Origin of the sequence: Neptuniibacter sp. QD48_11 (assembly GCF_047778095.1) — a bacterium.
In the GTDB taxonomy this organism is placed as follows: domain Bacteria; phylum Pseudomonadota; class Gammaproteobacteria; order Pseudomonadales; family Balneatricaceae; genus Neptuniibacter.
On record NZ_CP180551.1, the window covers coordinates 1067364 to 1080622 of the forward strand.

Consider the following 13259-nt stretch of genomic DNA (forward strand, 5'->3'; position numbering starts at 1 on the left):
GCAGGTAAGCAGTCAATTCACTGCTTACCTGTTATCAGATTGCTATTTTACAAGAAGAAACTCTAGCAGAGCTTTTTGTGCGTGAAGGCGGTTTTCTGCCTCATCGAAGACTACCGAGCGTGGATCTTCAAGCATATCGACACTGATCTCTTCGCCGCGGTGAGCAGGGAGGCAGTGCATGAATAGAGCGTCTTTATTAGCTTTATCCATCAATTCTGGAGAAACTTGGAAGCCTGCGAATTTCTCTTCGCGCTCTTTTTGTTCCTCTTCCTGACCCATAGACGCCCAAACATCAGTCACAATCAGGTCGCTACCAGTTACTGCTTCTTCTGGGGAGCGAGTAATAAATACTCGATCTTTATTGGTTTCGACTAGATCCATATCTGGGTCGAAGCCTTCAGGGCAAGCAATATTTAGTTTGAAATCAAACTGGCGCGCTGCATTGATATAGGAGTGGCACATGTTGTTGCCATCACCGATCCAAGTAACCGTTTTACCTTGAATCTCGCCGCGATGTTCGAAGTAAGTCTGCATATCAGCCAGTAACTGGCACGGGTGATATTCATCAGTTAGAGCGTTGATTACAGGTACAGAGGAATTGGCAGCAAACTCTTCTACAAGCTGGTGGCTGAATGTGCGGATCATAACCACATCAACCATGCTTGAGATTACTTTGGCGCTGTCGCTGATCGGTTCACCACGGCCAAGCTGGGTATCACGAGGTGATAGGAACATCGCGTGACCACCAAACTGTGCCATACCGGCTTCAAAAGAAACACGGGTACGAGTCGATGATTTTTCAAAAATCATCGACATCACTTTATTTTTTAGCGGTTCGTAAACTTCACCGCGATTGCGAATCGCCTTCAGCTCACTCGCGCGTTTAACTAGAGTGCGTAGTTCTTCAGGAGATAAATCGAGTAGGGTTAAAAAGTGTCTTGTACTCATTGTTCTCTACGTTCGTCTGCAGGGCTCGAGTCTTGGCTGATTGGATCGCGCTCATCAGCCGCATATACGCGAATAATTTGAGATAGCGTGTTAACCAATAGATCAGCTTCGCTATCTGTCATAGTTAATGGTGGTAGTAGACGTACTACTTTACCGCCACCTGTAATGTTAAGAAGAATACCTTTTATCTTTGAAAGAACGGCTAATTCAGTACCTGCTTCACTGAGCTGGATTGCGATCAATAGGCCTTTGTTGCGAATCTCTTCAACGTAATCAGTATGGCCAAGCTGCTCTTCTAGGCCGGAAGTAATACGGTTACCTAGTTCAGTAGCACGATCACATAGGTTTTCATCGATGATTGTATTTACAACCGCTAATGCTGCTGCACAAGAAAGCGGGTTGCCACCGTAAGTGGAGCCGTGAGTGCCGGCGATCAAAATGCCAGCTGCTTTGCCGCGTGCTAGGCAGGCACCAATTGGAACGCCATTACCCAACCCTTTAGCTGTAGTTACTACGTCCGGCAAAATATCGTTATGCTGGTAAGCAAAGTATTTACCAGAACGGCCATTACCTGTTTGAACCTCGTCTAACATTAATAGCCATTCGTTAGCATCACAGATATCACGTAACTGATTAAGGTAATCATCAGCCGGTATATTGATACCTGCTTCGCCTTGAATCGGTTCGGCAAAAATCGCAACTATATTAGGGTTGTTGGCTGCAATTGTTCTGATGGCTTCGATATCGTTGAAAGGTGCGCGTACAAAGCCGCTTACTAGAGGCTCAAAGCCTGCTTGAGCTGCGCGGTTACCGGTTGCGCTTAATGTAGCCATCGTGCGACCGTGGAAAGAGTTTTCCATAACGATGATTGCAGGATTTTCGATGTTGCGAACGACATGACCGTAACGGCGAGCAAGCTTAATCGCTGCTTCATTTGCCTCAGCACCTGAGTTACCGAAAAAAACATTATCCATGCCGGAAATGTTAGTTAGGCGGTCGGCAAGTTGCTGCTGATTTGGAATGGTATACAAATTAGACGTATGCAATAGGTTGCTAGCTTGATCGCAAATCGCATGAGTCACTGCTGGGTGCGAGTGGCCTAGACCGCATACAGCTATACCGCTTAACGCATCAAGGTATTTATTTCCGTCAGTATCATACAACCAGCTGCCTTCTCCGCGTTCGAACGCTACGGACAACCGGTTGTAGGTAGTCATAATCGATTCTACAGCCATTATTTTTATCTTCCCTACAACGCAAAAAGGCAGCCAAAGCTGCCATTTAAAGGACGAATAATAGGCAGCTTTGTGGTTTTTCGCAACCGTTTTGCTGGATAAATTTGTGTTGTCTAGGCAAATGGATGATTGACCTTGTGTGAGTTGCTTCGAATGGCTAATTAATTTTTTTTATTAACTCTATAAAGAAAAGCAAATATACATTGTCAGAGTAAAATGGTCGGATATGTGGTACATTGTTCACCACAGCACAAAACGGTTGTGCATCCTACATAAAGTATTTTATAGGTGTATGAATGAGCGTAATTGATACCATCAAAGAGCAGATTGAAGGTAATGACATTCTTCTTTACATGAAGGGAACACCTCGTTTCCCTCAGTGTGGCTTCTCTTCACGTGCTTCAGAAGCTGTGATGGCTTGTGGTGAGCGTTTTGCTTTTGTAAATATTCTGGAAAATCCAGAGATCCGTGCAGAACTACCAAAATATGCAAACTGGCCAACATTCCCTCAGCTTTGGGTTAAAGGTGAGTTGATTGGTGGTTGTGACATTATTTGTGAAATGTCAGAAAACGGTGAACTAGCTGAAGTGATCAAAGAAGCAGCAGCGGGTTCAGAAGAGCAAAGCGCAGAGTAATTTAGATAGATTATTGCTTGATTTTGTAGCGGTCTTTTCTATCATAAAAAACCTAAACGCTAGATAGCATTTTAATGGAGAAATAGCACAATGGGCGTACTTGTAGGCAAACAGGCTCCTGACTTTACAGCACCAGCAGTACTAGGTAGCGGCGAAATCGTTGACGCTTTTACACTGTCTGAAGCAACTAAAGGCAAAAAAGCGGTAGTATTCTTCTACCCACTGGACTTCACATTCGTTTGTCCTTCTGAGCTGTTAGCTTTTGATCACCGTATCGAAGAGTTCAAAAAGCGTAACGTTGAAGTGATCGGTGTTTCTATCGATTCTCACTTCTCTCACAACGCATGGCGTAACACGCCGGTAAACGAAGGCGGTATCGGTGCAGTAAACTACACGCTAGTTGCGGATATGACTCACAGCATCTGTCAGTCTTACGATGTTGAATCTGAAGGCGGTGTTGCTTTCCGTGGTTCTTTCCTTATCGACGAAGACGGTCTGGTACGTCATCAAGTTGTTAACGATTTGCCACTAGGTCGTAACGTTGATGAAATGCTTCGTATGGTTGATGCACTTGCATTCCACCAAGAGCACGGCGAAGTTTGCCCAGCTGGTTGGAACCAAGGTGATAAAGGTATGGATGCATCTCCAGAAGGTGTTGCTAAGTACCTATCTGAAGAAGCAGACAACCTGTAATCTTCTGCAATTTTATTGCTAATAAAAAAACCCGCTTAATAGCGGGTTTTTTTGTGCCTGGATATTGGTGGCTAAAGGGAATTATTCGTAGTCATCATATTGAGCAACCATGTCCCAGCCGCCAAGTTCTTTCCAGCGATTTACGATAATGCAAAATAGCTCAGCTGTTTTCATTGTGTCATAAAGTGCTGAGTGCGCTTGCTTACCATCAAACTCGATACCCGCAACTTGGCAAGCTTTCGCGAGAACAGTCTGACCAAATGCCAGACCGGCGAGTGTCGCTGTGTCGAAAGTGGAAAATGGGTGGAATGGATTGCGCTTGATATCTTCTCGATTTGAAGCAGCATTTACAAAGCTTTGATCGAAAGATGCGTTATGGCCAACTAAAACAGCTCGCTTGCAATCGTGCGCTTTAAGCGATTTGCGAACAGCGCGGAAAATTTCTTCTAGTGCTTCTCTTTCGGGTACCGCTTCACGATCAGGATCGTAAGGATCGATGCCTGTGAAATCCAAGGCGGATTGTTCAAGGTTTGCGCCTTCAAAAGGTTCTACTTGAGCTTCGAAGCTTTTGTCGATAATCAGAAAGCCGTTTTCATCCATAGTCAGAGTGACGGCTGCGATTTCAAGTAGTGCGTCGGTTCGGGCATTGAAGCCAGCTGTTTCAACATCGACTACGACTGGTAGGAAACCGCGAAAACGGTTTGCCATTGGGTGTTTTGTGGCGCTATGGTTGCTCAATGGATGCCCTTACTTTGGTAGAGGGTTGCCTTTAAATTTCGCAATATTCTAGCAGCGGAAGAGCAGTCACTCCAATCGTCTACTCAAGAATATTTAAAATTGGCCGTAATAATACAAATACTTATATAGCTTTATCATTAAAATTGCTTGTGCCCCTTATTATTAGATTTTCTGAGGGTATAATTTTAGTGGTTCCGTAATTGGTTTGATTGGCGGTTTTATTGTGCTTATTCGCGTATTTTCATTGTTGTGTTTAACTGTGCTTTCGTTGCAGGTGCATGCTGTGACATTTCGCAGTTCCATCGATGATTCGAAATGGGAGCTAGAGGCTTCTAAATTTGCGTGCCTATTAAGTCAGACAATCCCTTCTTTTGGCAATGCTGTGTTCGAACATGAAGCGGGTGAATCGGTTCGCTTTATGCTTAAACCCACCGAAACAATTCACTTCCAAAAAGGCGGTAAGCTGGTTGCTGAGGCAGCTCCTTGGCAGCCTGGAATAGTGCCTAAATATATTGCAGCGGTGAAAGCTGAAGAGAGAACTGGTCATATTAAAGTAGAGCCTAAACACGCTCAGAATATGTTGGCTGCTCTACATAGAGGAATGATGCCGACTTTTACTACGGATGAATGGTACGGGACTAGTGAATCATTACGTGTCTCTGTATCGGCGGTAAATTTCCAATCTGCCTACAATGACTATGTTGCTTGTACTGCTGGGCTGCTGCCGGTTAATTATCGTCAGGTGGCACGAACTGCAATTTTGTTCCCTTCAGCGCAGTGGCGTTTATCGGATGCGTCTAGAGAGCGATTGGATCTTATCGCACTCTACGTTAAAAATGATGATGCGGTTAAAGGTGTTTATGTTGACGGCCATTCTGACAACATGGGCCGTAGATTGATGAACCGAGATATTTCCAAGCGACGCGCGGAGGAAGTGACCGCATACCTAATCAGTTTAGGCTTGGAACCGACCATGATAACGACTCGCTATCATGGTGAGCGTTACCCTGTGGTTGAAAATAACAGCCGTAAAAACCGAGATCGTAACCGTCGAGTTACTATTCGTTTGGAAAAAGATTAGTCGATCTCAGCTATCGTTAATTCCTTCCTTATTAATTTGCCCTGCAGCGGATGCGTTGTTGGGGAAAGTTCTGCTATAATACCGCGCTTAATTTGAATATCCCTTTCGGCCCGTGTCGGGGCGAATATTGTTCGCAAGTTGGAGCTTGAGAATGTCCGAGATTAAAAAGGTCGTTCTGGCCTATTCCGGTGGATTAGATACGTCTGTTATCGTTCGCTGGTTGCAAGATGAATACAATGCCGAAGTAGTTACATTCACTGCTGACCTTGGTCAGGGTGAAGAGGTAGAACCTGCACGTGCTAAAGCGGAAGCTTTGGGTGTAAAAGAGATTTACATCGAAGATCTTCGTGAAGAGTTTGTTCGTGACTTTGTATTCCCAATGTTCCGTGCGAACACAATTTATGAAGGTGAATACCTTTTAGGTACATCTATTGCTCGCCCACTGATCGCTAAGCGCTTGATTGAAATTGCTAACGAAACTGGTGCTGATGCAATCTCTCACGGTGCGACTGGTAAAGGTAATGACCAGATTCGTTTTGAGCTAGGTGCCTACGCGCTTAAGCCAGGTGTTCATGTTATCGCGCCATGGCGTGAGTGGGATCTAACTTCCCGTGAAACACTTATGAAATACTGTGAAGATCACAATATCGAAGTTGATTTTGCTAGCAGTAAGAAAAAGTCTCCATACTCAATGGATGCAAACCTTCTACACATCTCTTACGAAGGTGACATCCTTGAAGATCCATGGCAGGAAGCTGAAGAAGATATGTGGCGTTGGTCTGTATCTCCTGAGCAGGCTCCGGACGAAGCAACTTACCTTGAGTTGACTTACGAAAAGGGTGACATTGTTGCGATCAACGGCGAAAAAATGAGCCCAGCGACTGTTCTTGAATACCTGAACAAAGTAGGTGGTGAGAATGGTGTAGGTCGCCTTGATATCGTAGAAAACCGCTTCGTAGGCATGAAGTCTCGCGGTTGTTACGAAACTCCTGGCGGCACGATTATGCTGAAAGCTCACCGCGCGATTGAGTCAATCACTCTAGATCGTGAAGCTGCTCACCTTAAAGATGAGTTGATGCCTCGTTACGCTAAAGTTATCTATAACGGCTTCTGGTGGTCAGAAGAGCGTAAGATGCTTCAGAAAATGATCGATGAGTCTCAGCAAGTAGTAAACGGTGATGTTCGCCTTAAACTATACAAGGGTAACGTTATTGTTGTTGGTCGTCGTTCTGATGACAGTCTGTTCGATGAGAATATTGCAACATTCGAAGATGATGCTGGTTCTTACGATCAGAAAGATGCAGCAGGCTTTATTAAGCTAAATGCATTGCGTATGCGTATTGCTGCAGGCAAAGGACGAAGCTTTTTAGACGATTAATTTGTCTAAATGTGAATAAAAAACCCCGTAGTGACCCTGCGGGGTTTTTTATTGTGCGCTAGATGGCCTAAACTTTGATAATGGTCTGATTTATATGCTACTTTTGCTGTTATCTAAACTACGCAGAACCTATGGAAATCAACTACTCAGGAAAGTCTGCTTTAATCGTAGACAGTAAGCTCGACGATCTCGGGGTGTTACGCCAAATCCTGGGGCGTATGGGCGTGGGGCAAGTGCAAGTTGCTTCCTCGGTAAATATGGCTTTAAGCCTGATGCGCGAGTTAACTTTTGATCTTTGCTTTGCAGCGTACGATATGGGCAAAGGTGAAAAAAATGGTCTGCAGCTTCTGCATGAGGCTAATGCAGAGGTTATCCTTCCTGAAGCTAGTACCTATTTCCTTATAGTTGATCCTGAAAGCTCTGAACTGCTTTTTGGCTCTTTAGAAAACTCTCCTGATACTTATATTTCGAAACCGTTTGATCAAGGCAAAGTTCGTCATCGCTTAGAAAAACAGCTGCGGATTAAAGAGGCGATCAGGCCAATCGAACAGTTGTTGGATGAAGAGCACTATGAAGAAGTGCTTGAGAAAGGTAGGGCGCTTGTTAACCATTACCCTGGCTTAAATATATTCCTTCAACGAGTGAATGGTATCGCTCTTTTAAGAATGAAGCGTTTTACTCAGGCCAAAGAGCTTTTTATGGGGCTTACGAGTAAGCGTGACCTTCCTTGGGCTGAAGTAGGAAAGGGAATTGCTCACTTCAACCTTGGTGAATATGACGATGCCTTGCATTGCCTTAATCGTATTGTGGATCAGCAACATGTTTGTGTTGAGGCATATACATGGCTGGCTCGAATTTATCGGGTTAAAGGGGAGCTGAGTCGCGCTGTTACTCTTATGAGAAAAGCTGTCATGATTCAGCCTACTGTGCCTGAGTTACAGAGCGAATTGGCTGATTTGGCTTCCCAAACGGGTGAATGGGACATTGCTAAAGATGCATATCAGCAAGCCGTTCGTTATGCTCGTTATTCTGTTTTTCAAACCCCATCTCATTATTTTGGTTTAGTTAGATCTTTAATTCAGGCTAATAAAACAAAGTTGTCTGAAATCGAAACGGATGTTGTCCGAATTTTGGAGGATGTCGTTCTTGATCATCCGGATGATCAAGAAGTTATGTTCCGAGCCAAGCTTATAAATTGTGACCTTTACCGCCAAGAATCGGCCGATTCTCGCAAGCGTTTAGAGCAAATGCTTCAACAAACGTTGAATTTTTTCTTGCGAATGGATGTAGATAACCAGTGTAAATGGTTGGATGTTTTAGTCGATGCTGTTCATGGTTGTGAAATAGAAGGGGAAGTTCAGCTTAAGCGTAAAGACCTTAATCGTGTGATGGTGGAGAAAGATTGGGGTAAGGCCAATTATGCAGCTATGAGTAGTTTTAGGGGCGGTGATTTAGACCGAGCATTTTTAATGTTTGGTCGAGCTAATGAGTTGTTACCAAGTCATACGGGTATTGCACTTAATTTGGTCCAAGCGGGTATTGAAAAAGCGAAGAGAGGTCAGAATGCTCTGTGGATCTTGTTATCTGTTCGAGATGTTTTGGCTACTATCTCTTATGGAGCGTTGTCTGAAAAGCAGCAGCAGCGTTATTCTGCACTTGCTGAACGTTTCGCTGAGCAATACAACCAATTAAATCACTTCAAGAAAGAAGAGGATGAAGATCCATTATTAAGCCAAGAGCTTTAAGTGCTTCTTTATAAGGTTTCATCGTCTTCTATAAGGAATGAGTGAGACTTTTCTTCGTGTTGTTCAGGCTCCCCTTCTCCGCGGTTAATATTACGCGCAAGTTTACGGCCTAAAAGTTTCTTTTGTGCCATTGGTGGAAGGTCGGTAAACAAAATAAGGTTCTTGTTAATAAGGACGTCTACCAAATCTTCAAAAATACGGGCTACGGCCATATCAGACTGTTGAAGGAATTCCTCTGCAGAAAATTCTTCATCGTTAATTGATAGGAAATCCATTACTTCCTTGTTTTTTATATCAACCGCTTCAGCACCTGCTTGAGGAGTTTCTGAAAGACTTACAATTCGGCCTTCTTCATTGCGTATGGCGTATAACATATTGATTTGATACATTTGATGACTAATTGATAGTCATACTATATATCGTTTTTTTGAGTTTTTCTCTCAAATAAGGTTAAGGTTTAGGTTAATGGAAGCGGTTCAAGACCCTTTGCTCGGTTGTTTGGTTCATCTTAGTAAGCAAAATCATAAGCCTTTCTCTCCTGAGGTACTGTGTGAAGGCTTACCATTAGTCGATCACAAGTTAACTCCTAAATTGTTTCTTCGTGCCGCAAAACGAGCTGGGTTTACAGCTCAAATACTGCGGCGCGAGCTATCTGATATATCTCCTCTTGTATTACCAGCGGTATTGATCCTCGAAAATGACCAAGCTTGCGTTCTTCAAGAGATAGATCATAAATCTGGAATGGCGGTAATCATTCAGCCAGAAAGTGGAGGTGTGCATGATTTATCGATAGATGAACTTGCTGAATCTTATAAAAATCATGCTATTTTCGTTAGGTTAGAATACCGATTTCAACAGCAAGTATCGAAGTTGTTGGAAGGCCATCAAGGGCATTGGTTCTGGGGGACAATCAAACGTTCTACCGCGATTTATCGAGATGTATTGATCGCATCCTTTTTAATTAACTTGTTTGTGATCGCAAACCCTCTTTTTGTGATGAATGTCTATGATCGTGTAGTACCAAATAATGCGATAGAGACGTTATGGGTTTTAGCGATAGGTGTCGCTGTCGTATATCTATTTGATTTTTCTCTTAAAATGCTTAGATCCTACTTTCTTGAGATCGCTGGTAAAAAGGGGGATGTAATTCTATCTGCCTTGCTTTTCGAAAAGGTTTTATCGCTCAAGTATAGTGCTCTTCCTGCTTCTGTTGGTTCTTTTGCTAGCAATTTACGTGAGTTTGAAAGTATTAAGAGCTTTTTAAGCTCAACTACAAATGTAGTATTTATAGATTTACCTTTTGCTGTGCTTTTCTTGGTCGTTATTGGCTTTATTGGTGGGCCTATTGTAATAGTTCCACTGGTGACAATACCTTTAATTATTTTGGTGTCGTTTATTGTACGGCCGTATTTAAAAGAGGCAGTTGAAAAAACATTCGCTTCTAATTCTCAAAAAAACTCAACTCTAATTGAAAGCCTTACGGCAATGGAAACTGTTAAAACTCAGAGAGCTAGTTCCTCTCTTCAATTGGGTTGGGAGCAAGCTGTTGGTTATATTGCTAAATGGAGTTTACGTTCACGGATGCTATCAGCATCAGTAGTGAATTTTGCATCATTGGCTCAACAGTTGACATCGGTCGGTATCATCATTACTGGGGTGTATTTGATTAGTGAAAGAGAGTTGACCATGGGGGCTTTGATTGCCTGTGTGATGCTTTCAGGGCGGGCGATAGGCCCGATGAGCCAGGTTGCTAATCTTGTAATTTCTTATCATCAAGCAGCTACTGCTTTGAAGGGACTTAATGAAATAATGGAATTGCCTTCTGAGCGCAGCGAGGAACAGCAGTTTATTCATCGTGATAAATTGGAAGGGGCTATTGAGTTTAAAGATGTAAGTTTTGCTTACCCAGGGGAAGAGCATAAAGCCTTGGATCGTGTTTCTTTTAATATAAAGCCCGGTGAAAGTGTTGCCTTAATAGGAAGGATCGGATCAGGTAAATCAACGATCGAGAAATTGGTATTAGGTTTATATGATGCTGGAGAAGGTTGCATACGGATTGACGGGATTGATATTAACCAGATAGATCCGGTCGATTTGCGAAGGAATTTTGGTTATATGCCACAGGATATTATGCTGTTCGCGGGAAGTGTTCGCGACAATATCGTAATAGGAAGCCCTCAGACTGAAGATGATCGTCTTGTAGAGGTGGCAAAACTCACAGGTGTTTCCGATATGGTGAATCGTCACCCTCAAGGGTTTGATATGAAAGTTGGGGAGCGAGGTGCAGCCTTGTCTGGTGGGCAAAGGCAGGCGGTTGCAGTTGCTCGTTCTCTTATTCATGATCCTAATATTCTTATTCTTGATGAACCTACAGCTTCAATGGATAACTCGTCTGAAGAGCAAATAAAGTCCATGCTTAAAACATATGCAAAGGATAAAACAATGTTGGTAGTTACCCATAAAATGTCTTTGCTAAGTTTGGTAGATAGAATAATTGTTATGGATTCTGGGCGTATTGTTGCGGATGGTCCCAAAGATGCAGTTCTAGATGCTTTAAAGCAAGGCCGTTTGCAGGTTCAGAGGTAACGTCATGGCTCAAGCTAAAAAAGACTTACAATATATGTCTAGTGTAAGTGAGGCGATGGCAGAGCAAAGCCCTAAAGGAGCTAGTGCTTTACTATGGTCGATGCTTATTTTTGTTGTTTTTGCCATCGCTTGGGCTAATTGGGCTGAGTTAGATGAAATTACGCGTGGGGATGGTGAAATTATCCCGTCAAGCCAACTGCAAGTTATCGAGACGTTAGAGGGTGGTGCGCTATCAGAAATCCTTGTTCGAGAGGGTGATGTTGTTGAAAAGGGCCAGGTTCTATTGCGAATTGACGATATACGTTTCTCTAGTTCTTTAAAAGAAAATGAAGTTAGGCAGTATGAGTTGATAGCAAAAGCTGTGCGATTGCAGGCAGAGGCAGATAATAAAGAGTTTTTATCCCCTACAAATTTCCCTGCTGAATATATGAGCATGCTTGATCAGGAGAAAAGTTTATTTTTGACTCGTAAGGCGGAAATGTCAGCCGCTCTTGGGGGATTGGAGCAACAAGTTGAACAAAGAAAGCAGGAATTAAAGGCAGCTAAATCTCAAGAAGGTCAATTAGTCAGAAGTTATAGTCTTTTAAAGCGAGAATTAGACATTACCCGACCACTATTGAAGGAAGGAGTGATTTCGGAGGTTGAATTTCTTCGGTTAAAGAGGCAATTAAATGATCTTTGGGGTGAATTATCAGGAGTTCGATTAAATATTCCTCGAATTGAATCTACTTTGCAGGAGACTAAGCAGAACCTTGATGGTGCTGAATTGCAATTTAGAAATGAAGCCCGAAGAGAACTTAATGAAGTGGTTGCTGAAAGTGCCCGAATAAAACAGGCATTAACGGGTATGAATGATCGTATAGATAGAGCTGAAGTTAAAGCTCCAGTCAAAGGTACAGTTAAGCAGCTACTGGTTAATACTGTTGAAGGAGTGGTTCAGCCTGGTGATGAATTACTAAATATTATCCCTTGGGAAGATAAGTTGTTAGTAGAGGCTAGGATTAGGCCATCTGATATAGCTAATATTTCTCCAGGCCAGGCGGCGATAATTAAAGTATCAGCTTATGACTTTTCAATTTATGGTGGGGTTGGTGCTTCAGTTGTATTCGTAAGCCCCAGTACTATCTTAGACGAGGAAGGGGAAAGTTATTATTTGGTTCGTTTAGAAACGGATGAGCCTTTTTTAGGAACAGCTGAGGCAGAATTGCCTCTAATTGCAGGGATGACTGTGAGTGTGGATATTCTTACAGGTAAGAAAACTGTAATGGATTACATACTGAAACCAGTGCTTAAGGCTAAAAGTAAAGCACTGACAGAGCGATAGAGAGTATTACTACAAGTGTTAATGTAAAGTTATTGAGTAATGCTTGCTATTTGACCCTATAGAATTTATGGTTTTTTTTAATTTTTTTGTATTAGCCTTACAAAGAATATAAAAACAAAAATCGTTAATCTTCAAAAACTTGTAGCTCTTGGTTAGAAGATATACTATTGTGCGCCGCGGTCACAAGACATGGTCTTGTACTTCGGTGCTGCGGAATGGATATTATGAAGTTGTTTTTTTTAGGGAACCGACCGAAAGTTTTGGAACGATGGTTTAAATTGCTAGTAGATTGGCAACCAGAAGTTATCGCTTGTTCTGAAATTTCATCTAAACTTGTGGAAGTAAAGAATAGTATTTTATTGCTTCATCTAAGTTCGGTTGATGAAAAGGATGCTCAATTAATATTCAGATTTAAAAGGGATAATCCGGGGTTGATTTTGATTGTATGTACTGACGTACCGAACGAAAGGGAGGGTATTCAAGTATTACAATCAGGTGCTAACGGATATACCAACACGTATGTTACAGGGTCACTGCTTACAGAAGTGGTGAAAACTGTACTCCGTGGTGATATTTGGGCAGGTCCAGAGCTTCTTCAAAAGTTACTTAAAAGGCTTTTAGGAGATATACCTGCCACAGATAGGAAAGTGGACACCGCAGAGTCTGTAGATTGTTTTAAAGGATTAAGTAGTCGAGAGCGAGACGTGCTTTCTGTATTAACGACAGGAGCAAGTAATAAGGAAATTGCTCGAGAGCTTGATATAACAGAGCGGACAGTTAAGGCTCATCTGAGTTCTATTTTTAAGAAAACAGGTGCCAATGATAGAGTCTCACTAGTTCTTATGGTTGGAAAACAACCTGCGTGATCTGCACTGATTTGATCAAGGAAAGACTAC

At 42.6% G+C, this 13259-nt stretch carries 12 protein-coding genes; 8 read left to right on the top strand and 4 right to left on the bottom strand.

Features of this window, described 5'->3' with window-relative positions:
• Window positions 1-42 precede the first annotated feature (42 nt).
• Entirely contained in the window at window positions 43-948 is a 906-nt protein-coding gene (argF, locus tag ACMXYU_RS04775) for an ornithine carbamoyltransferase (RefSeq protein ID WP_415900449.1), read from the bottom strand.
• Window positions 945-2183 (bottom strand): aspartate aminotransferase family protein, encoded by a 1239-nt coding sequence (locus tag ACMXYU_RS04780; RefSeq protein ID WP_415900450.1) that lies wholly within the window; start codon window positions 2181-2183, stop codon window positions 945-947. Before ACMXYU_RS04780 ends, argF begins: the two co-directional genes overlap by 4 nt.
• A 296-nt stretch (window positions 2184-2479) precedes the next feature.
• Here ACMXYU_RS04780 and grxD point away from each other — a divergent pair, with 296 nt between their 5' ends.
• Together grxD and ACMXYU_RS04790 are read left to right on the top strand one after the other, a co-directional pair.
• A complete protein-coding gene (gene grxD, locus ACMXYU_RS04785) occupies window positions 2480-2818 on the top strand; it encodes a Grx4 family monothiol glutaredoxin (protein WP_415900451.1) in 339 nt (112 codons plus the stop codon).
• 90 nt (window positions 2819-2908) lie between these two features.
• Entirely contained in the window at window positions 2909-3511 is a 603-nt protein-coding gene (locus ACMXYU_RS04790) for a peroxiredoxin (protein WP_415887385.1), read from the top strand.
• A gap of 81 nt (window positions 3512-3592) precedes the next feature.
• Here ACMXYU_RS04790 and rnt read toward each other — a convergent pair whose 3' ends face one another.
• A complete protein-coding gene (gene rnt / locus ACMXYU_RS04795; protein WP_415896197.1) occupies window positions 3593-4219 on the bottom strand; it encodes a ribonuclease T in 627 nt (208 codons plus the stop codon).
• A gap of 313 nt (window positions 4220-4532) precedes the next feature.
• Between rnt and ACMXYU_RS04800 the strand changes: the two genes are divergently transcribed.
• From ACMXYU_RS04800 to ACMXYU_RS04810, 3 genes are all read left to right on the top strand, one after another.
• Window positions 4533-5330 (top strand): OmpA family protein, encoded by a 798-nt coding sequence (locus tag ACMXYU_RS04800; RefSeq protein WP_415900452.1) that lies wholly within the window; start codon window positions 4533-4535, stop codon window positions 5328-5330.
• Between the two features lie 151 nt (window positions 5331-5481).
• Window positions 5482-6708 carry an argininosuccinate synthase gene (locus ACMXYU_RS04805; RefSeq protein ID WP_415892134.1) on the top strand — a complete coding sequence of 409 codons (1227 nt, stop codon included), beginning with the start codon at window positions 5482-5484 and terminating at the stop codon, window positions 6706-6708.
• 131 nt (window positions 6709-6839) lie between these two features.
• Complete coding sequence (locus ACMXYU_RS04810) at window positions 6840-8453, top strand: tetratricopeptide repeat protein (protein WP_415900453.1); 1614 nt, start codon at window positions 6840-6842, stop codon at window positions 8451-8453.
• 8 nt (window positions 8454-8461) lie between these two features.
• On the opposite strand, the gene ACMXYU_RS04815 is transcribed toward ACMXYU_RS04810, so the two are convergent.
• Window positions 8462-8842: a hypothetical protein gene (locus ACMXYU_RS04815; protein WP_415900454.1), complete on the bottom strand. Its 381-nt coding sequence runs from the start codon at window positions 8840-8842 to the stop codon at window positions 8462-8464.
• A 76-nt stretch (window positions 8843-8918) separates the two neighbouring features.
• Here ACMXYU_RS04815 and ACMXYU_RS04820 point away from each other — a divergent pair, with 76 nt between their 5' ends.
• From ACMXYU_RS04820 to ACMXYU_RS04830, 3 genes are all read left to right on the top strand, one after another.
• Entirely contained in the window at window positions 8919-11039 is a 2121-nt protein-coding gene (locus tag ACMXYU_RS04820) for a type I secretion system permease/ATPase (protein WP_415900455.1), read from the top strand.
• Window positions 11040-11043: 4 nt separating this feature from the next.
• Window positions 11044-12363, top strand: a complete 1320-nt coding sequence (locus tag ACMXYU_RS04825) for an HlyD family type I secretion periplasmic adaptor subunit (RefSeq protein ID WP_415900456.1) — start codon at window positions 11044-11046, stop codon at window positions 12361-12363.
• Window positions 12364-12578: 215 nt separating this feature from the next.
• Window positions 12579-13229: a helix-turn-helix domain-containing protein gene (locus ACMXYU_RS04830; RefSeq protein WP_415900457.1), complete on the top strand. Its 651-nt coding sequence runs from the start codon at window positions 12579-12581 to the stop codon at window positions 13227-13229.
• The last annotated feature ends 30 nt before the right edge of the window (window positions 13230-13259 follow it).

What these genes read in the sequence shown, in the direction of transcription:
- argF (WP_415900449.1), bottom strand. Translation starts at nt 948, where the DNA reads ATGAGTACAAGACACTTTTTAACCCTACTCGATTTATCTCCTGAAGAA.
- ACMXYU_RS04780 (WP_415900450.1), bottom strand. Translation starts at nt 2,183, where the DNA reads ATGGCTGTAGAATCGATTATGACTACCTACAACCGGTTGTCCGTAGCG.
- grxD (WP_415900451.1), top strand. Translation starts at nt 2,480, where the DNA reads ATGAGCGTAATTGATACCATCAAAGAGCAGATTGAAGGTAATGACATT.
- ACMXYU_RS04790 (WP_415887385.1), top strand. Translation starts at nt 2,909, where the DNA reads ATGGGCGTACTTGTAGGCAAACAGGCTCCTGACTTTACAGCACCAGCA.
- rnt (WP_415896197.1), bottom strand. Translation starts at nt 4,219, where the DNA reads ATGGCAAACCGTTTTCGCGGTTTCCTACCAGTCGTAGTCGATGTTGAA.
- ACMXYU_RS04805 (WP_415892134.1), top strand. Translation starts at nt 5,482, where the DNA reads ATGTCCGAGATTAAAAAGGTCGTTCTGGCCTATTCCGGTGGATTAGAT.
- ACMXYU_RS04810 (WP_415900453.1), top strand. Translation starts at nt 6,840, where the DNA reads ATGGAAATCAACTACTCAGGAAAGTCTGCTTTAATCGTAGACAGTAAG.
- ACMXYU_RS04815 (WP_415900454.1), bottom strand. Translation starts at nt 8,842, where the DNA reads ATGTATCAAATCAATATGTTATACGCCATACGCAATGAAGAAGGCCGA.
- ACMXYU_RS04820 (WP_415900455.1), top strand. Translation starts at nt 8,919, where the DNA reads ATGGAAGCGGTTCAAGACCCTTTGCTCGGTTGTTTGGTTCATCTTAGT.
- ACMXYU_RS04825 (WP_415900456.1), top strand. Translation starts at nt 11,044, where the DNA reads ATGGCTCAAGCTAAAAAAGACTTACAATATATGTCTAGTGTAAGTGAG.
- ACMXYU_RS04830 (WP_415900457.1), top strand. Translation starts at nt 12,579, where the DNA reads ATGGATATTATGAAGTTGTTTTTTTTAGGGAACCGACCGAAAGTTTTG.